Genomic DNA, 19,735 nt, shown 5'->3' with positions numbered 1-19,735 from the left:
TCGCCGTGTTTCGCCGCAGTAACGGCTGGCTTGGCTGGCCGATCCGCTGGCCGATCGTTCCCACGTGGACCGCTTTGAATTCAACGCCGCGCATTCGTGCGCGGCATATCGTATCCGCTCACTTTTGACTCCGTCCGCTGCCATGCACGACAAGATCCTGATCCTCGACTTCGGTTCGCAAGTCACCCAACTGATTGCACGTCGCGTCCGCGAAGCCAACGTGTATTCCGAAATTCACCCGTACGACGTGGATGCGTCGTTCATCCGCGACTTCGCGCCGAAGGGCGTGATCCTCTCCGGCGGCCCCAGTTCGGTCACCGAAACCGACACGCCGCGCGTGCCGCAAGCGGTGTTCGAACTCGGCGTGCCCGTGCTCGGCATCTGCTACGGCATGCAGGCCATGGCCCAGCAACTGGGCGGCAAGGTCGACATCGGTCATCTGCGCGAGTTCGGTTACGCCGAAGTGCGCGCGCGCAATCACACGAGCCTCCTGGAAGGCATCAGCGACTTCACCACGCCGGAAGGCCACGGCATGCTGAAGGTGTGGATGAGCCACGGCGACAAGGTGCTCGAAATGCCGCCGGGCTTCGCGCTGATGGCGTCGACGGAATCGTGCCCGATCGCGGCCATGGCCGACGAGCAGCGCCACTTCTACGGTCTGCAATGGCACCCGGAAGTCACGCACACCGTGCAGGGCCGCGCGATGATCGAGCGCTTCGTGCTGCAGATTTGCGCCGCGAAGGCCGACTGGGAAATGGGTCATTACATCGACGAAGCCGTCGCGAAGATTCGCGAGCAGGTCGGCAGCGAGCACGTGATTCTCGGCTTGTCGGGCGGCGTGGATTCGTCGGTGGCGGCGGCGCTGCTGCATCGCGCGATCGGTGACCAGCTGACCTGCGTGTTCGTCGATCACGGTCTGCTGCGTTTGAACGAAGCCGAGCAGGTCATGGCCACGTTCGCGGATCACCTCGGCGTGAAGGTGATTCACGTCGACGCGAGCGACGTGTTCCTGCGCAAGCTGGAAGGCGTGACCGATCCCGAGGCGAAGCGCAAGATCATCGGCGCGGAATTCGTCGAAGTGTTCCAGACGGAAGCCGGCAAGCTGACGGACGCGAAGTGGCTCGCGCAAGGCACGATCTATCCGGACGTGATCGAGTCGGCGGGCAAGGGCAAGAAGGCGACGCAGACCATCAAGAGCCACCACAACGTGGGCGGCCTGCCCGAGACGCTGAATCTCAAGCTGCTCGAACCGCTGCGCGAGCTGTTCAAGGACGAGGTGCGCGAACTCGGCGTGAAGCTCGGTTTGCCGCCCGCGATGGTGTACCGCCATCCGTTCCCGGGCCCTGGTCTGGGCGTGCGGATTCTCGGCGAAGTGAAGCGCGATTTCGCGGACCTGCTGCGTCGCGCGGACGCGATTTTCATCGAGACGCTGCGCACGTTCATCGACAAGGAAACCGGCAAGTCCTGGTACGACCTGACGAGCCAGGCCTTCGCGGTATTTCTGCCGGTGAAGAGCGTGGGCGTGATGGGCGACGGCCGCACCTACGAATACGTGGTCGCGCTGCGCGCGGTGCAGACGCTCGACTTCATGACCGCGCATTGGGCCCACCTGCCGCATGAGTTGCTGGGCCATGTGTCGAACCGGATCATCAACGAAGTGCGTGGCATCAACCGGGTCGTGTACGACATTTCGGGTAAGCCGCCGGCGACAATCGAGTGGGAGTGATTCAGACGGCTCTCAAGTCGTTTCTGGAGTACCGGTTTTTCCTGTTTTCCGTTAAAAAACAGTGGGTTATTGTCCGTGGTGATCCGCTGCGATCCTGGCAGTGCCAGCAGGAAATGTCGGTATCGCTAACGGTACGGAGATTTCTCCCTCGAACGGCCTTGTCCGATACCGTCAAATCGATCTGACGGTATCGGCTGACGGTCTACGTTCGAGGAGTTCATAGGCCCACAGACATGCAGTTGCGAACGCTGAAGCCGGCCAGGAAGATCTACGAGATTGCCGATTAGCGGAGTCTGGAAGATCAGGAAGAGGGGCGCCGCGGCGCCTGCCGTGCAGACACGCGACATTGTTCTGCAGGTCTACCGTTTCGTGCAGGCGCGGGGTCTAAAGGTCAAGAACTCCGGCGGCCGCCACTGAGGTCGCTGACAACGCGGGCGTGCCACACGTTGTCCGCTCCGGGTGCCGACCGGCAAGGCTAAGCTAAGCTAAGCGCCCGCTTCACCAGCTCGCATTACTGCTTCTTCAACGCGAACGCATACAGTTTGCGATTGTCCCCGGCATAGGGCAGGCCGAGCACCTTTGTGTGATAGCCGGAGCCCCAGTAGACCGTGCCGTCGACGATCGCGGCGCCTGACACGATCGCGCCACCGCTCTCGAAGCTCCACTTGATTTTCCCGGTGGCCGCATCGAGCGCGTACATGTTGGCGCCCGTTCCAGCCAGCGACCCCGCGTACACCACTCCATTCGCCTCGGACATCGCGACAGTGTCCATGGCTTCCTGAGGATCGGCGGTGCGCCAGAGTACCTTGCCAGTTGCTGCATCGACGGCAGCCCAGATTCCGCCTTTCGTCGTGGATTTTCCTTCAGGCATATCCACGGTAATGGTTTCATGGTTCAGGTTGCCGATTGACACATAGATGCGCTTGCCGTCTGCCGCGGTGCCCCACAGCATGCCGCCGAGCAGGCTACCCGGGCCGACCGGTGATTTCCATACGACCTTTCCGGTACTCGGGTCCAATGCCCAATAGACGCCGCTTTTCTGGCCGGCCCCGACGAGCCTCTTCGGCTCTCCATCGATTGTGGCCGTGAAGAGGTTCGGGCCTGAACCGAAATCGTAGTCCGGGCCGTCCTTGTGGTTATAGTTGGTCGACACATCGGCCGGAAGAGTTCGGGTTGACCACACGATCTTCCCTGTCTTGAGATCGAGAGCGACGAAACTGTCGATGAGATTCGCCGCAGCACCGGTTTTACAATGGGTTTGCGTCGGATAGCGGCAGACTCCTTTCGGCACGGAGAAGTTGTTTCCGGTGGTGACGTACAGCAAGCCCGTGGTGTGGTCGACAGCAGCCGTGTTGCCCCAGATCGAGCCGCCCGTATAGCCCTTCGGCACCATGTAGGTCTTCCATAGAAGCTTGCCGCTGTTGGCGTCGAGCGCTACGACACTGCCGCGATATTGAGTCGCCCCTTTGAGCGCTTCGGCCCGCGAGGACACCCCTGTATAGACGACGCCATCGTCGATCACCGGTGAACTGGTGATGACTGCCGTCGGATCTTTTTCGACTTGCGTGCGCCACAGCGGTTCGCCCGTATCGGCCTTGATGCCGAGCATGTAAGCGCCCGTCGGGTTGTTGACGATCTGCGTGCCTTGCCCGATTACCAGAATGTCTTTCCAGACGGCGGGGCTCGTGCGCGATGCGTCGTTGGGGATGCCGCTATAGTCACTGACTTCTCTTTTCCATTTCACTTGCCCGCTTGCTGCATCGACGGCCCACAACATGCCGCCGAAGTCCGGAACATACACGGTTCCATTTGCGACAGTCGGTGTGGCCGAAACATTACCGGCTGTCTCCACGCTCCAGCGCGGGCTGAGTTGAGCGACGTTATCTGTGCCGATCGTGTGTTCGTTCGGCGCGCTACGCGTATTCTGTGCGTTCTGCCCGGCCATCGCCCAGGCGTCCATGTTCTCCTGTGCCGCAGCGGGCACAACCGCGACACCACCGCAGAGAAAAAGCGCGCCGACTGCGCGAATACGAGTCGGTTCTATCGAGTTCCACACTGCGAGGACGTTGCCGTTCTGCTTGTTGCGTTCCTTGTGCATGACATCACCTTTCGGAAGATTGAATTGCGACATGGCCGGTGGTCCACCGGTCGACGGAACTTAAAGCGCTTTCTGAGCCGGGAAGTGCAATACGACAGGGGAATGTGTCGGGTAGCTGCTTCTCCATTGAAAGGATGTGCAGTAGAAGAACGAGTTGAAATCGCGATGTGACTTTGTCCTTCAAGGTAGGCGAACGCTGTTGCGATTTCAACGAGGAGAACAAAATAAAGTTGAGTACGCGGCAACCACCGGCGCTATGAGGCGCTCCGTTCTTTTTTATCGAACACTGTGTTCGATAAACGCCGCCTACTAAGATTGCCGGGGCGCATGTCCTTAACGCGACCCTTCAGATTTAACATTTCGAATGGCGATGTGTCACGTGTAGATAATTGGTTGTGCTGATCTAATGGATAACCTCAAGGCCGGCGCTGTGAATCGGCCTCCTGCGTCCAGTCCGATCCTTTCAGAAACCCGAACGTGTGCCGGGATCGGGTTAACGATAAAAGACAAAAATATATATATTTTATATTTTTGTATCTGTCGACGGCGCTTGTTCCGGTGCCGTCCTATCAGACCCGGAGAACCCATGCGTTACGTGAATTTTTTGACCGATGGAAAGCAGCGCCAGCTCGGCGTCCTTCAAGGTACGTCGATCGTGTCGCTGGGCAATGCGACGCTCGAGGAGCTGTTGGCCCAGGGCGAGGATCTGGTTGCCTATGCGAACGCCCAACGCGCGTCCGGCACCGAATACAGGGCTGATCAGGTCACTTTTCTGCCGCCCCTGACGCATCCCGGCAAGATCATTTGCGTGGGGCTGAACTATGCGGATCACACGAAGGAGAGCCCGTACGACCAGCCTTCCTACCCGACGCTTTTCCCGCGCTTCAATACCAGCCTGATCGCGCACGGTGAGCCGATGATCCGTCCTGTCATCTCCGATTCTCTCGACTTCGAAGGCGAGATGGCTGTGGTCCTGAAGCGCGGCGGCAGGCATATTCCGCGAGTGAATGCGCTCGATTGCGTGGCCGGCTACTCGATCTTCAACGACGGCTCAGTGCGCGAATATCAGTTCAAGGCGCCGCAATGGACGGTCGGAAAGAACTTCGACGGCACGGGAGCATTCGGACCCGCGCTCGTCACTGCCGACGAAGTGCCGGAGGGCGGCAAGGGCCTGAAGCTGGAGACGCGGCTGAACGGCAAGACCGTGCAGTCCGCCAATACCGACGACATGCTGTTCGATGTGGCCGCGCTCATTTCCATCATCAGCGAAGCCATTGCGCTCGAAGCGGGCGACGTTATCGTGAGCGGTACGCCCGCCGGCATCGGCTGGGCGCGCGAGCCGAAACTGATCATGCGCGACGGCGACGTGTGCGAAGTAGAAATCGAAGGACTCGGCGTGCTGAGCAATATCGTACGGGACGAGGCGCCGCGACGCTGAGCATGCGCAACGGACAGAACATCAGAGAAGCAGAGCACAGGAGCAGACATGAGACAGATTCGCATACCGGTTTTCGTGGCAGGCGCAGGCCCCGCTGGACTGACGACAGCCGCGTTGCTCGCGAAGTACGGCGTGGACGTGCTGGCCATCACCCGCTATCCCGGCACCGCGCATTCACCGCGCGCGCATATCACGAACCAGCGCACGATGGAGGTGTTTCGCGACCTCGGCATCGAGGACCGCGTTCGCGCGCTCGCCACGGCAAACGAACTGATGAGCAATAACGTGTGGGCGACGAGTTTCGCCGGGACGGAAATCGCGCGGCTCCAGACATGGGGCACGGGCGCGAAGCGCAAGGCGGATTACGAGTCGGCCAGCCCGTCGCAGATGTGTAATGCGCCGCAGCATCTGCTCGAACCCGTCGTTCTGACGACGGCGCGCGAGTCCGGCGCCAGGGTGCTGTTCAACACGGAACTGATCTCCATCCGGCAGTCGGAAGAAGCGGTGTACTCGCGGGTCGTCGATCGCGTGACGGGAGAAGAGTTCGAGATCGTGTCGGACTACGCAGTCGGCGCGGATGGCGCGCAAAGCGTTGTGGTCAAGGAACTGGGCTTCGAACTGGAAGGGCAGATGGGCCTCGGTTGCGCCGTCAACTGCTGGCTCGAAGTGGACCTGGAGAAGTACGTCGCGCACCGGCCGGGCGTGTTGTACTGGATGTGCCAGCCCGGCAGCGATTATTGGGTGGGTAGCGGCACCTGGATCAGCGTGCGCCCGTGGAATGAATGGGTGTTGCTGTTCATGTACAACCCGACGAACGGCGAGCCCGACCTGAGCGAGGACGCGGTGATCGCGCGCGCCCGCGCGACGATCGGCGATCCCGACATTCCGATACGCGTCAAGGCGGTATCGAAGTGGACCATCAACCAGATGTACGCGCGTACTATGGTGAAAGGGCGCGTCGCCATTGCTGGCGATGCTGCGCACCGCCACCCGCCCGCGAACGGGCTCGGCTCGAACACATCGGTGCAGGACGCATTCAATCTCGCATGGAAGCTTGCAATGATCGTCAAGGGCAAGGCATCTCCGGCGCTGTTGCAAACCTATTCGGACGAGCGTCAGCCGGTCGCGGCAGGCGTCGTGAATCGCGCGATCCGATCGGTCGGCGAGATGCTGCCAATCGCGAAGGCACTGGGCTTCAGCGAAGGACAGAGCGCCGCCGACGGCTGGGCTTCACTCGACGAACTATTCTCAGCGGGCGAGAAGGGCAAGCAGCGTCGTAAGGCGTTGGCCGAGGCGGTCGAACTCCAGAACTATCAGTTCAACTGCCACGGCGTGGAACTCGGTCAGCGCTATACGTCGGCCGCGATCGTGCGTGATGACGCCGTGTTTGCCCGCACCGGCCCGCGACCCGGAACTGCACTATCACCCGACCACGACGCCTGGCGCGTACACGCCTCACGCGCGGATCGAACACAACGGGAATCTGGTTTCCACGCTCGACCTCGTGGGCCAGGGCGTCTTCACGGTGCTGACGGGTGCGGGCGGTGAGGCATGGCTCGACGCAGCACGGCAGGTTGCGGATGAATTCGGCGCCGCGGTGCGCGCGGTATCGATCGCGCACGGCACGCCTACTTTCGACGCCTACGGAGAATGGGCCGCGCAACGCGAAGTGGAAGACGACGGCTGCGTGCTGGTGCGTCCCGACCGTTTCGTCGCCTATCGTTCGACGTCGCTTGCGGCTGATCCTTCCAACGAATTGCGCCGCGTGTTCGCGCAGATTCTCGGCGCATCGCGCCATGCGGCCGAAAGCGTGAAGAGGGGTGCGGCCGGCTTAGGTGCGGCAGGCGTAGGCGCGGCCGGCGTTCCGGCCTGACGTGACGGAGTATGTTCATGACATCATCGACGACGCGCCATGCGCGGTACGGCATTCACTCGATCGACCACTTTGCGCTGGAGGTGCCGAGCCTTGCCGATGCCGCGCATTTTCTGTCGGCGTTCGGCCTCGAGGCGCAAGCGCAGCCGCAGCAATTGCTGGTTCGCACCCACGGCGGCACGCATGTGTGGGCGAGAGTGAACGAAGGCGTGCGCAAGCAGCTCGCCTATCTCGCGTTCAACTGTTTCGCCGACGACTTCGAGCCTCTTCGTGAGCAGATCATCGCAGCAGGCGGCCGTGAGGCATCGCCGGTAGCGGGCGCACCTCACGAGGGCTTCTGGTTCGACGACCCGGACGGCAATCGGCTGCAAGTGAAGCCCGGCGTCAAAACCACGCTGGGCTGCAAGCCGGACGCCAGTCCCGGGTCCGGCAAGCGGCGGCTGCGCGGTGCGTATTTTCGCGCCGAAGCGCCGCAGGCGCGGCCCACGAGGCTCTCGCATGTGCTGATGTTCACGCCCGACGTGCGCCGTGCCGTCGCTTTCTACGAAAGTGCCCTTGGCTTGCAGTTGTCGGATGGATCGGATGGGATCGTCGCGTTTCTGCATGCGCGGCATGGCAGTGATCATCATCTTGTCGCGTTCGCGCAAGGCAAGACGAAAGGCTGGCATCACAGTGCGTGGGACGTGCCGACTGTCGACGACGTGGGGATCGGCAAGATGCAGATGCAGCGCGCAGGCTACGCGAAGGGATGGGGTGTCGGGCGCCATGTGCTGGGTTCGAACTACTTCCACTATGTGCGCGACCCGTGGGGCTCATTCTGGGAGTACTCGGCCGACATCGACTACGTGAATGCGGGCACCGAATGGCCAGCGGGAAATCATCCGCCGGAAGATTCGCTGTATCTATGGGGGCCCGACGTGCCCGAGTATTTCTTCGAAAACACGGAAGAGCGCACGTAATTGCTCACGTAATTGCTCGCGTCATTGCGGCATCCGGCAACACGCGGCTCGACGTGCGATGCGCGCCGCGCGACGCGGCAGCCCGCCGGCCGGTCACGCTGCATGCAGCGTCGTGTCAATCCGCGTGCCGCGCTTGATGAACCGCGTGACGGGCGTTTTTTCGCAGATCTCCGCAAGCCGCGTGCGTTGATCGTCGTCGAGCGGACCTTCGATCGCAACGCTGCGCCGGATGTACTGCGTCCCGTCGTGCTCGACATGCAGGCTCACCTCGACGCCGATCGCGGCGTCCGGCCAGGTTTTGCGCCGCATATACATGCGCAGCGTCGCGGCCGTGCACGCTGCGAGTCCGGACAATACGAAGGCGAACGGCGCGGGGCCACGGTCCTTGCCGCCTTCGTGCGGACCTTCGTCGCCTGTCAGCACATGGTGGCCGGTTCCGATGGTCACGAGATAATCGGGCGCATCGGCGTCGAGGCGGGCTGTAGCGGAGGCGAGCGGCATGAATCACTCCTCGAAGGCGGTGAAGTTGCGCGAGTTCACGGTGCAATGGGATGCGTCGTACGAGGCGCGCGCAGCGCGGATCTCCGCTGATTCTCTACGCACCAGCGCACGCACCAGCGGACGCGACTGACTTCGATTATGGACAAAGCGACGAGGCGTCGTCTAGCGCGGGCTCGATCGTGGGCATACTCGCCAAAGACGATTCGCGCCGCGAAAAGGGCGCGGGCATGGCGCCCGCGCCTTTTTTCAAGTGCGGTCGTACGAGAACTGGATGCCCGCCGTTCCGCCCGTTTCCACGAAGAGGTTCATGAAGGCGGGGACCGTATCGCTGCGCGACCAGTCGCGCTGCAGCTCGCAGAAGAGTTGTGCGACGCTGATCATCTTGCCGCCCGCCTGTTCGATTCTGCGGAGCGCGGCTTCGTGAGCAGCCACCGACGTCCCGCCGACCGCGTCCACGACCACATAGACTTCGTAGCCTTCCTTGAGCGCGTCGAGGGCGGGAAACGTCAGACATGCTTCCGTCCACAGCGCCGTCATGACCAGCTTCTTGCGCCCGGTGGCTTTCACCGCCGCACGGAATTCGACGTCTTCCCACGAGTTGATCGAAGTACGGTCGTACGTCGGGTAGTCGCCCAGAACGGCTCGCAGCTGCGGAATAGGCGGTTTATTCAGGCCCGTCTTGACGTTGACGGTAGAGTGAACGATCGGCAACTGATACGCAATTGCCGCCTTGGATGTGCCAACGATGTTGTTGATCAGCAGTTGCCGGTCCATCGACGCAATCGAATTCACTTGCACCGGCTGATAGTCGATGATGATGAACGCTGCGTTTTGAGGTGTCAGCAGATGATCGTTTTGGGGATCGCGAATCGGTTCGCTAGCCATAGCTTTCTCCTGTCCGGGAATAGGGAGATGGTCGTGTGTCGACATGCATTGGTGCGACGAAATGCATGTGCGTGCGTCGCACGCTTTTCCTGTGCCGATGGGCTCGTACAGGTGATGCCGGGCCCGCGCACGACAGGGCAGGCAAGCCGGCATTCCCGGTGAGATCGTACGGAGTCCATTCGGTGGAGCTGGATCAGCGTTACAAGAATAGGCGAAGTATCGTTGCGAGAGTGAGAGGCATCTGTCGAACACCACGTTCGATATGCTCGAACGTCTCGAACGTCTCGAACGTCTCGAACGTCTCGAACGTCTAGGCGGCCTTTGACGGCGCGTTGGCGGCGACGAGCGCGTCCCACGGCGGATTGATCAAGGCAACGCGGATATGGTCGATAAATGCGCGCAGCTTGCTGGCCGTATAGGGCGTGCGCGGGTAGACCGCATAGATGATGTCATCGACAGGATGTTCGTCCGGAAGAATCCTCACGAGCCGCTTGGCCCCGAGGTCTTGCGCGACAACGAAGGTGGGCAGAACCGCGATCCCGAGCCTGCGCACGGCGGCGTCGCGCAGCAAATCGCCGTTGTTGGATGTGAACACGCCTCGCGGAGAAAGCGTGCGAGGTTTCGTTATGTCTGTCGCGGCGGCTCGAAAGGACCACGTCTGCGAGATCGCAGCGTTGCTATAGCATAAGCACCGATGGTTCATCACATCGTCGAGCGAAGCCGGTGCTCCGTGCTTGCGAATGTACTCAGGGCTGCACACGAGCACGCGACGGCTGACCCCGACGCGACGGGCGATCAGCGCGCTGTCGGGCAGACGGGCCACGCGTATCGCCACATCGAATCGCTCGGCCTCGATGTTTGCAATCCGGTCGTCCAGCTCCACTGCGAGGCGAAGATCAGGATGCGCCGCCGCAAAGCTTGCCATCACATCGCCCAGCCACAATTGGGTCAGACTGACGGGTGCCGCGATGCGCAGTTCTCCGGATACGGTGTGGGTGCGCTCCGAAATGGCCTCCACGGCTGCGTCGAGACGCCGTGTCGAGTCGAGTGCGGCGTCGTAGAACGTGAGGCCCGCATCGGTCGGCACCGCGCCGCGGGTCGAGCGCAAGAGCAACTGGTTGCCGACGTCGCGTTCCAGGTCGCTGATGCGCTTGCTGACCACGGACTTGGAAAGATTGAGATGTCTCGCCGCCCCGGTAATGCTGCGTCGTTCGACAACAAGCATGAATGCCCGAATGTCTTCATAGTCGAGAGATCTCATGGATTGTTCCTTCCGTCGCACAACGTCGGCCGCGATAGCCAGCTTGACTGGAGGGCGACGGCGAATCGGCTTGTGGCCGCACGCCGTCGCCGCCAAGCTTCGATCATACTCTGAAAAACTTCAAAATAAATAAAAATATATGTTTTTCCGCAACCGCTTCATCCTGCGGAATGAATATAATTATTGGAAAAACGCAGGGAGGATCGAACGTGAATGACATGCAGGACATCCCGGCGGTGGCGGGGTCCAGGACGATGGCATCCATGCTGTCGGAGCGGATTCTGAGCGACATCGTGACCGGCGAACTCGCTCCCGGCTCGAAGCTGAACATGCGCGAGCTGGCGGCCCGTTACGGCGCAGGCATGATTCCGCTGCGCGAAGCCTTGTCGCGTCTGGCGACGAGCGGATTTGTCGAGGCGGAAGACCAGCGCGGATTTCGTGTCACGAGAATTTCCAAAGAGGATCTGGAAGACATCGTCGCGGTGCGGCAACGGATAGAGTCGGACGCGCTGCGAGACGCGATCGAGAGCCGTAATCTGGAATGGGAAGGCGCTCTGCTCGCGGCGTTACACCAGGTGAACAGCATCCAGACGTGTGCACCCGACGATCCGCAACGGATGAACCCCGCATGGGAACGGGCGCACGAGCACTTTCACACAACCTTGATCGCGGGCTGCCGCTCGCGCTGGCTCAAGCAATTCGCCGCGACGTTGCGGGTGCAGTCCGCGCGCTATCGTCACCAGTCGATCCGCAGCGTGCATGCGCCTTCGCGCGATGTGGCGCGGGAACACGAGAACATCGTGCGGGCCGTGCTGGCACACGACGCGGACCGCGCGTGTGAACTGCTGCGCGACCACTTCGGTACGACCGCCCGGCTGGTTCTGGGACAGGACAAGCCGAAGAAAAGCGGCGCCGCCCGTCGCAAACGCGGCGAGGAGCGGGCCGACGCATGAGGACCGTGGCCGTCCGCGTGATTCTCGTGGGAGAGCGTCGCGGCACGGCTCGGAAGTCGTCAAAACCTCGTCTGCAAGCCGATTCGCGCGAGCGTCTGTGAGCGGCCGCTCGTTGCGGCGTTCGGCTGAAGCAGGCCATTGATCCATGCATGCGTCGTCTCGCCGTTGCCGCTCGCGCGTTGATAGACGGCTTCCGCGTAGGTCATCGTCCGTTTCGAAAAATGATATTGCACGGCGGAGGTGATCTGATGCGCCCGGTTGTCGTCGAGCACCGCATTTCCTTTCATGTACTGATAGTCGAGCCCGGCCGTCCAGCTGCCCGAGATTGTCCATAACGCGCCGGCCTTGTAGACATCGATCTTCGCGCCGCTCGCGGTGTTCTTTGTATTCGTGTACAGCAGCATGCCGAGGACGCCGCCGAATCGGTAATGGACGCCCGCGCCGAAGTTGCGGATGCCGTCATGACCATTTCCCAGCTCGGGATATCTGGCCTCGACATACGCCACGCCGGCACCGAACGGACCGTTTTCATAGTTCACACCGGCACTGATCGTGGAATTGGCGGAAAACGAACCCGCCACGCCGCCGAAGCCGTATAGCGCACAAAGCTGAACCCCGCGAAAGTGGGGCTGCGATATTTGACCGAGTTCGCGACGCGCGTCGCGCCGGCGAGACGGTCAAAGTCGAAAGAGCCGGTCGGATTCTGCGGGACGCCCAGCGCACTAAATGGTCCCTGGCGGAAATCGTAGAGGCCGCCGAACAGGAACGCGCCGTCGAAGAGCCCGAGCGTCAACGTGTCGAACATGAAGTCGTACTGATTACCCAGTGTCAGCGTGCCGAGCCGCTCGCCGGAGAGACCAACGTACGCCGTGCGATTGAAAATCTGGCTGGCGCCGGGAATCGTTGCGCCACTGCCAAGGTCGAACTGCGAAGTCAGATCGAAGACCGCTTTTGTTCCGCCGCCGAGATCCTCGCTTCCTTTGAGCGTCAAGAGGTTCGGCGCAAAGATGCCGCTGTCGAACTGCGTCGTCGATCCGCCATGCTGGTTGTTCACATACGTCACACCGCCGTCGATCATGCCTTGCAACGTAACGCTACCCTGCGCGCATACGCTGCCAGGTAGAAATGCCGCGGCCACGCAGCCTGCGAGGCCGATCAGCGCCGTCTGTCTGTTCATGATGATTGGTTTCCCGTCTGACTACGTTCGGGCGTGTTCATGCTGCGGGCCGCGCCATTCGGCAGCGGCTCTGCGGGAAGGCCGTGCGCCTCGCGAGTGCGCGCTTGCGCTCTCACCGCAAGCGCCACAGGGACGCAACTGCTATACGCGCCGCATGTCGATGGTGATCAGCGTGATAGCGCTGCGGGAGTGGCAACGGTTTTCAGCCGGGCCGGTGCTGTTTCCTTCAGAGACACGGCGACGATCAACCCAATGGCCAGCGCTCCCATGCCGAGCTGCATGATGTACTGGATGCCAAAGTGCTTGGCGACGAAACCCGCCACGGCGGGCGCAATGCGCCGCCAAAAATCTCGCCGATGCCGCTCACCAGACCGGACGCCGTCGTCATCAATGTCGCCGGCACGGCCTCTGCGCTGATCGGTCCGACGCGTCAGCATGATCATGCTGAAAACAAAGAAGATCGTGGCCATCAGGAAGGCAAAGAGCAGGGCAGGATTCGGCCCCGTGCGCGACAGCAGATAGAGCGAGACGAATGCACCGAGCACGCAGAGAACCATGACGGGCTTGCGGCCAATCCGGTCCGATAGGGCCGGCATCGTCAGCGAGCCGAGCGTGCCGCCCGCTCCGATTGCGGACAGGACAAAGCCCATCTGCTGAAGACTCAGGTGAAGAAAGTCGATGAGGTAGTTGGGAAGCAGCGCGCTCAGAACGATCAGGCAGGTCAACCAGCAGAGCATGCCGACCACGTTCAACGGCACGTTGCGGTAGCGCAGGACATCATGCGACTTGTGACTGGCGCAATCATGCGTTTCGGTATGGAGCGCGGCTACACCTGGTGGGATATCGCGCAGCAGCTTCCACGTGAAAAAGCAGATGACGAGTCCAGGCAATGAGACCATCGCGAATATCCAATGCCACGGCATCACCTTGAGCAACTGTGTGACGAGGATGGGTGCGATTCCTAGCCCGAAGAGCGGTAACGCGGTCTGCTGAATTCCGACATTCTGGCCATGACGCTCGGGACTTGACGCATCCAGCGTGGCTGTAATGCTCGATGGCGCGTATGCGCCTTCGGCGAAACCCATCAGGGCGCGGATCAGGATCAGACTACCGACGCCCGTCGCGAGACCCGACGCGCCGGCGAGCAGTGAAAACGCGATCGCGGCCGGGATCAGGATTTTCCTGTGGCCGAACCGGTCGGCAAGCCTTCCCGTGAACATGGCCGACACACCCCACGCGATGGCGAGCGCCCCGTGATGTGGCCGAGATCCTGATAGTCGAGCCGCAGATCGGCCATCAGCACAGGGAAGAGCGGCATGATCATGAAGCGGTCCACGCCGACGAGTCCAAACCCAAGCGACAGCAGGGTCACGATTTTCCATTCATACGCGACGTCCCACGCGCGTTGGGGATCACTGTTCATGGCGGTTCTTCATAGACAAAACTGCGGACTGTTTCGCAGATGACGGCCGGTTGCAGCTGCTTCTACAATATATGCAACTGTACGGAATATATATTGTTATATGTTTTAGTTGTTTACGCCTACGGTGTTTTCGCGAGATGCGCCCGGAAGCTGCCGTAGAAGTGTCGTGGGATGCAAAGGGAGCGCCCGGACCGCGTGCCGGCGGTTGCGTCGAAGTCGATCCCTCGGCGCGCGATGCACGTGTGCGACGAAGAACGGGAAGAAGGAACGCGTCCGGGCACCGGACGCGAATCGAAGAATTCGTGGACTACGTGGGCGATGGGTCGCGAATGACTGTCAAAACGATGACGTGACCCCATTGTGACCAGGGCCGATCCTGGACCGGCCTTGTCGGTGCGCAGCATGCGCTCCCGTCCCGACTTCGTTTTGAGAAATCAGGTTGGGAGCGAGCGCTGCGGGTGCCGTCTTTGACGGCTTACTGCGCCGTCGCCCGCTCGCTCGCAGGCGTCATCTGTCCGAAACGGCCGCTGTTGAAATCCTCGACCGCCGCGCGGATTTCTTCATTCGTGTTCATGACAAACGGGCCATAGGCGACAACCGGTTCGTCGATGGGCTCGCCGCTCAGCACCAGCACGGTTGCGTCGCTGAGCGCGTCGAGTTGAACATCCGTGCCTTCCTGCCCGAGCAGAACCAGTTGCGCGTCGCTCGCGACCGGTTCGCCGCCGTTGACGCGAACCTGCCCGCGCAGCACGACGAGTGCAAGCGTCCTGCCGGCCGGCAGTCTCAATGTCGTCCCGCGTCCGGCATTGAGCCGCAGATCCCAGACGTCGATGGGCGTGAACGTATGCGCCGGTCCCTGGTTGCCCGCATAGTTGCCGGCAATCACGCGCAGTTCTCCGGCATCATCCGGCAAGCCGATCGCAGGAATCTGGCGGGCAAGAATGCTCTGATAGCCGGGGGCCGTCATCTTGTCTTTGGCGGGCAGATTGACCCATAGCTGGACCATCTCCAGCGTTCCGCCCGTTTTCGCGAAACCTTGCGAGTGGAACTCCTCGTGCAGGATGCCGGCGCCCGCGGTCATCCACTGGACGTCGCCGGGACCGATCCGCCCGCCGCTTCCCGTGGAGTCCTGGTGTTCCAGCTCGCCCTCGTACACGATCGTCACCGTTTCGAAGCCGCGGTGCGGATGTTGCCCGACGCCCAGACGACGGGCCGTGGGGGAAAAGTGCTTCGGTCCGGCGTAATCGAGCATCAGAAAGGGGCTCAGGTGGCGGCCCATGGTGTGATGCGAAAACAGCGTGCGTACCGGGAAACCGTCACCTACCCAATGCGAGCCGGCGTTGCTATAAGTGCCGAGAATCTTCTTCATCATCGAATGTCCTGAAGGCCAGCGGCCTTGTTTGCCTGGCTTCAAGAATAGAGGACGGGCGATGACACCGGTAGACAGTGAGCGTTATCCTCTGTGTCTCATTGATGGAACGATGGGATGCATCCAATGCAGGATCTCAACGATCTGTATTTCTTCGCCCAGGTGGTCGATCATCAGGGCTTCGCCCCCGCCGGTCGCGCGCTCGGCATGCCGAAGTCGACGCTGAGCAGGCGAATCGCGGTACTCGAAAAGCAACTCGGGGTGCGTCTCGTGCAGCGCTCCACGCGTCGCTTCTCGGTAACGGAAGTCGGCCAGAGTTTCTATGCTCATTGCAAGGCGATGCTGGTCGAAGTCGAGGCGGCGCAGCAGGTCGTCGACGCGAATCGCTCTGAACCGCAGGGTATCGTTCGCATGACCTGTCCTGTGGCGCTGCTGCACGCGCGCGTCGGTGCGATGGTGGCGGACTTCCTTGCGGCAACGCCGCGAGTGACGGTGCATCTCGAGGCGACCAATCGCGTCGTCGACGTGATCGGCGAAGGTATCGACGTGGCGATTCGCGTGCGTCCCCCGCCGCTCAAAGACAGCGATCTCGTGATGAAAGTGCTGGGCGAGCGGGCGTGGTTGCTGGTGGTCGGGCCTTCATTGCTGCAACAGCATGACATGCCTGCAGTGCCGGCCGATCTCACGACGATGCCAAGTCTCGATTTTGGTCCGCCGCATCAGGACCACGCCTGGCAGCTCGAAGGGCCGGACGGCGAAATGGCGACGATCCGCCATACGCCGCGTTTCGTCACGGACGACATGCTCGCGCTGAAGCAGGCCGCGATCGCGGGAGCCGGCGTCGTCCAGTTGCCGGTCATGATGGTGCAGGAAGAACTGAGGAACGGTACGCTCGCCGCGGTCACGCCGGCATGGAAGCCGAAGGGCGGCATCATTCACGCGGTGTTTCCGTCCAGACGAGGACTGCTGCCGTCCGTGCGGGCGCTGATCGATTTTCTCGCGATGCAATTCGAGCGGATAGAGGAGGCTTAGCAGGCTGTTGAAAAGCGCCCCGTGATGATGAGCGAAGCGGGTGTTGGTCTTCGCGGTCTCGCACTTTCTGCGTTGCTGGCAGCATCCGGATACGCCGCGGCAAGTGAGTATGGCTGCAAAGTACGTCTATGCCTTGCAAATCCAGCATCGAATGGTGGACCAAAGCCTTCAAAGATTGAAATCAAGCTTGGCAGCAGTACGTTGGCATGCGCAAACAATCCAAATCACGCATTAATCGCCCAGTTATGCGATGACCTGCACGCACTTCGCTCAGATGGCATTCATCCAATTCTGGTGACGTCAGGAGCCGTACAACTTGGTCGATGCGACATTGAGCCAGGTAGTGACGCGACTATAACGCGCGCCTGCCGGGCCGCCATTGGGCGGATTCGGCTCGTTACGGCTTTCTCTAAACACCTGTCCACCTGTCAAAGATTGGGTATTGTGCGGCGCAAATGCTGCTTAGCCGTCAAGACTTTCGCTCGCCGCGCGCAAGCGCCGGAATTGCCGCGGCCATCGACGCTATCTGTTACAGCAAAGGCATACCCATAACGCCCGTCCCTCAAACCCCGTTTACGCGGGAATCAAATTCAACTGCCTGCGAGGTTGACCTCCATGCGGTACGCGCGCGCATGCTTGCCTGCTCTTTCTTTTGACGCCGCTCCAGACCGCGGCGCTCTCCGGCGTCAAGGCGCTCCGAAACGACATCAAGCCTCGTCAGCGGTCTGCTGCATTTCCCACTCGATCAACCACGATTCCAGTCGCTCGGGCGGCAGCGGACGGCTCAGATGGTAGCCCTGCGCAAGATCGCAGCCAAGCTCGCGCAGTCGCCCGAGAACGTCTTCGTTCTCGACGCCTTCAGCCACGACCTTTAAGCCCATGTTGTGTGCGAGATCGATAGTCGAGCGCACAATGGTCTCGTCGTCCTTGTGCTGCGTCATGCCCATCACGAACGACTTGTCGATCTTCAGTTCGTCGACGGGCATCCGCTTCAGATACGAGAGCGACGAATAGCCGGTGCCGAAATCATCGACGGAAAGGCGAATGCCCAGCGCGTGCAGACGATCGAGCGTTTCGATCGCGTGATTGGGGTCGTCCATGATCGCGCTCTCGGTGATCTCGATCCACACCAGTTCGGACGGCACGCCGTGCTTCGACAGCAGCGCGCGGAAGGTGTCGGGCAGCGTCGACTGGATCAACTCGCGCGCCGACACGTTGACGGACACGGCGAGCCTCACGCCCGCCGCGAGCCACATCGCGCACTGGCCGATCGCCTTGTCCGCGACCCAATGCGAAATGGCCTTGATGTAGCCGGTCTGCTCCGCGAACGGAATGAATTCGTCGGGCGCCACGAAGCCGCGCGTCGGATGTTCCCAGCGCACAAGCGCTTCCACATACTTCACGCTGCCTGTCGCGAGATCGAGCTTGGGCTGGTAGTGCAGCGTCAACTGATCGTGCTCGACGGCCTGGCGAAGTTCGCTCATCAGCGAAAGCCGCTCGGCGCTGCTGTGATCGTGCTTGATGTCGTAAATCGCGTAACCGGTATTGGTGCGCTTCGCGACGTACATCGCGATATCGGCGCGGCGCATCAGCACGTTCATGTCCGCGCCGTCCTGCGGGTAGGTAACGATGCCGATGCTCGCGCCGACATCGACGAGCTGTCCTTCGATCGTGGTCGGCGTTTCCAGCACCTTGATCAGACGCGCGGCGAGGCGCTGCGCGTCGTCGTTCGTGTCGCCGGGCAGAAGCACCGCGAACTCGTCGCCGCCCAGACGCGCGACAACGTCCGTGCCGCGCAGCGCGGCGCGCAGACGTGTCGCGACTTCCACCAGAAGCTGGTCTCCGATCGGATGGCCGAGCGTATCGTTGACATACTTGAAACGATCGAGGTCCATCATCAGCACACTGAAGGTGTGTTGCGCGGGATCATCGCCTGTCTGCGCCTGGTCGATGGCGGCCTGCAAACGGTCGTTGAACATCGCGCGGTTTGCCAGACCTGTCAGCCGGTCCATGTACGCGAGTTCGGTGATGCGCCGCTCGCGTTCCGAAATGACGTGCTGCATGTGGTTGAACGCTTTCGTGAGCTGGCCAAGCTCGTCCTGATGCGCGACCTCGATCGGCTGATCATAGTTGCCGCTCTCCACGCGACGCGAAAAGCGCATCAGCGCCTGCACGGGTTGCGTCACGCTGCGCGCGGTGAGCATGCTGCCGACAATGGACAGCAGCACGCCGAGCGCCGTGATGAGCGCGAGCGCCGATTGCAACTGGTGGAATGGCGCCATGATCTCGCGCAGCGACCGCTGCAGCATGACGGCAGTCGGCTCGCCGCTCGACTGCAGCATTGCGATGCGTGTCGCGTAGTCCTGGTCGGCGAGATCCGCGACACTCGCGCGCGCATGCCGCGTGACGGGCCGCGAACTGGCGAGCACGGTCCAGCGTCCGTCAGGAAGACGGTTGAGAAACGACACGTCGAGCGACGTAACCCCCGCGATCTCGCGCGCCGTGCTGTCGTCGATCAGAAAGCCCATCGCGACCCACGCGATCGTCAGGGGCGCCTTGACGGGCACGGCGACAACCTGGTACAGCTTGCCGTCGATCGTCAGGATCGACGAAGCATCGCCTTTGCGCACGGCGGTGCGGATGAGTTTGGCGAGCGCAAAGGCCGCGTCACTTTGCGATGGACCGCGGCTGTCGGCCGTCACGCTGCCGTCCGGGTTGGCGAGCATCACGATGTCCGCATTGACACGGCTGCCGTGATTTCTCAGCGCAGAGACGACGGTGTTTTCGTCGTGCGTCGCCACGGCCTCGCGAAAGCCGAAGTCCGCCGCCACGACTGTCGCCGCCTGCGTGAGCTTTTCGCCGTTCGCGCTCAGGACCTGGCGGAACACGTTTTCGGCGACGACGAGCTGCGTTTCGGAATTACTGCGGGCGTTACTGCGGATCACCGTGCTGATGACGGCATAGCCGGCAAGCTGCACCGCGAGCATCAACAGCACGACGACGATGGCTATACGGGTACGCAGGCTGTGGAATCGCATTG

The 19,735-nt window shown here is 61.7% G+C and carries 14 protein-coding genes and 2 pseudogenes; 7 read left to right on the top strand and 9 right to left on the bottom strand.

Annotated features, from left to right (window positions below; translation table 11 throughout):
* Nucleotides 1–142: 142 nt before the first annotated feature.
* Nucleotides 143–1,726 carry a glutamine-hydrolyzing GMP synthase gene (gene guaA / locus VOM14_RS08790; protein WP_327628331.1) on the top strand — a complete coding sequence of 528 codons (1,584 nt, stop codon included), beginning with the start codon at nt 143–145 and terminating at the stop codon, nt 1,724–1,726.
* Nucleotides 1,727–2,237: 511 nt separating this feature from the next.
* Here guaA and VOM14_RS08785 read toward each other — a convergent pair.
* Complete coding sequence (locus VOM14_RS08785; protein ID WP_327628330.1) at nt 2,238–3,857, bottom strand: outer membrane protein assembly factor BamB family protein; 1,620 nt, start codon at nt 3,855–3,857, stop codon at nt 2,238–2,240.
* Between the two features lie 553 nt (nt 3,858–4,410).
* Between VOM14_RS08785 and VOM14_RS08780 the strand changes: the two genes are divergently transcribed.
* The 3 genes and pseudogenes from VOM14_RS08780 to VOM14_RS08770 all read left to right on the top strand — a co-directional run bounded on the left by VOM14_RS08780 (nt 4,411) and on the right by VOM14_RS08770 (nt 8,094).
* Nucleotides 4,411–5,262, top strand: a complete 852-nt coding sequence (locus tag VOM14_RS08780) for a fumarylacetoacetate hydrolase family protein (RefSeq protein ID WP_327628329.1) — start codon at nt 4,411–4,413, stop codon at nt 5,260–5,262.
* Nucleotides 5,263–5,310: 48 nt separating this feature from the next.
* A pseudogene (locus VOM14_RS08775) lies at nt 5,311–7,135 on the top strand (FAD-dependent monooxygenase).
* A 17-nt stretch (nt 7,136–7,152) separates the two neighbouring features.
* On the top strand, nt 7,153–8,094 hold the full coding sequence (locus VOM14_RS08770; RefSeq protein WP_327628328.1) for a VOC family protein: 942 nt from the start codon (nt 7,153–7,155) through the stop codon (nt 8,092–8,094).
* A 93-nt stretch (nt 8,095–8,187) separates the two neighbouring features.
* Here VOM14_RS08770 and VOM14_RS08765 read toward each other — a convergent pair whose 3' ends face one another.
* Complete coding sequence (locus tag VOM14_RS08765) at nt 8,188–8,595, bottom strand: OsmC family protein (RefSeq protein ID WP_327628327.1); 408 nt, start codon at nt 8,593–8,595, stop codon at nt 8,188–8,190.
* Between VOM14_RS08765 and VOM14_RS08760 the strand changes: the two genes are divergently transcribed.
* Nucleotides 8,594–8,725, top strand: a complete 132-nt coding sequence (locus VOM14_RS08760; RefSeq protein WP_327628326.1) for a hypothetical protein — start codon at nt 8,594–8,596, stop codon at nt 8,723–8,725. The genes VOM14_RS08765 and VOM14_RS08760 overlap by 2 nt on opposite strands.
* A gap of 116 nt (nt 8,726–8,841) precedes the next feature.
* Here the strand turns inward: VOM14_RS08760 and VOM14_RS08755 are convergent, their stop codons facing one another.
* On the bottom strand, nt 8,842–9,480 hold the full coding sequence (locus VOM14_RS08755) for a hydrolase (RefSeq protein WP_327628325.1): 639 nt from the start codon (nt 9,478–9,480) through the stop codon (nt 8,842–8,844).
* Between the two features lie 310 nt (nt 9,481–9,790).
* Entirely contained in the window at nt 9,791–10,837 is a 1,047-nt protein-coding gene (locus VOM14_RS08750; RefSeq protein ID WP_327628324.1) for a LysR family transcriptional regulator, read from the bottom strand.
* Between the two features lie 122 nt (nt 10,838–10,959).
* Between VOM14_RS08750 and VOM14_RS08745 the strand changes: the two genes are divergently transcribed.
* Nucleotides 10,960–11,694, top strand: coding sequence for a GntR family transcriptional regulator (locus tag VOM14_RS08745; protein WP_327628601.1), 735 nt, complete (start codon nt 10,960–10,962; stop codon nt 11,692–11,694).
* A gap of 59 nt (nt 11,695–11,753) precedes the next feature.
* Here the strand turns inward: VOM14_RS08745 and VOM14_RS08740 are convergent.
* The 4 genes and pseudogenes from VOM14_RS08740 to VOM14_RS08725 all read right to left on the bottom strand — a co-directional run bounded on the left by VOM14_RS08740 (nt 11,754) and on the right by VOM14_RS08725 (nt 15,663).
* Nucleotides 11,754–12,772: pseudogene (locus VOM14_RS08740) on the bottom strand (porin).
* A 266-nt stretch (nt 12,773–13,038) separates the two neighbouring features.
* Nucleotides 13,039–14,091, bottom strand: coding sequence for an MFS transporter (locus tag VOM14_RS08735; protein WP_327628323.1), 1,053 nt, complete (start codon nt 14,089–14,091; stop codon nt 13,039–13,041).
* Nucleotides 14,043–14,294, bottom strand: coding sequence for a hypothetical protein (locus VOM14_RS08730; RefSeq protein WP_327628322.1), 252 nt, complete (start codon nt 14,292–14,294; stop codon nt 14,043–14,045). Before VOM14_RS08730 ends, VOM14_RS08735 begins: the two co-directional genes overlap by 49 nt.
* Before the next feature lie 475 nt (nt 14,295–14,769).
* Nucleotides 14,770–15,663, bottom strand: coding sequence for a pirin family protein (locus tag VOM14_RS08725; protein WP_327628600.1), 894 nt, complete (start codon nt 15,661–15,663; stop codon nt 14,770–14,772).
* Between the two features lie 126 nt (nt 15,664–15,789).
* On the opposite strand from VOM14_RS08725, the gene VOM14_RS08720 reads away from it, so the two are divergent.
* Nucleotides 15,790–16,695 (top strand): LysR family transcriptional regulator, encoded by a 906-nt coding sequence (locus VOM14_RS08720; protein WP_327628599.1) that lies wholly within the window; start codon nt 15,790–15,792, stop codon nt 16,693–16,695.
* Between the two features lie 707 nt (nt 16,696–17,402).
* Here VOM14_RS08720 and VOM14_RS08715 read toward each other — a convergent pair.
* Nucleotides 17,403–19,733: a bifunctional diguanylate cyclase/phosphodiesterase gene (locus VOM14_RS08715; RefSeq protein WP_327628321.1), complete on the bottom strand. Its 2,331-nt coding sequence runs from the start codon at nt 19,731–19,733 to the stop codon at nt 17,403–17,405.
* Between the last annotated feature and the right edge of the window lie 2 nt (nt 19,734–19,735).

The organism is Paraburkholderia sp. MPAMCS5 (assembly GCF_036016995.1).
Taxonomy (GTDB): Bacteria; Pseudomonadota; Gammaproteobacteria; order Burkholderiales; family Burkholderiaceae; genus Paraburkholderia.
This window is presented reverse-complemented; position numbering and strand designations above follow the sequence as displayed.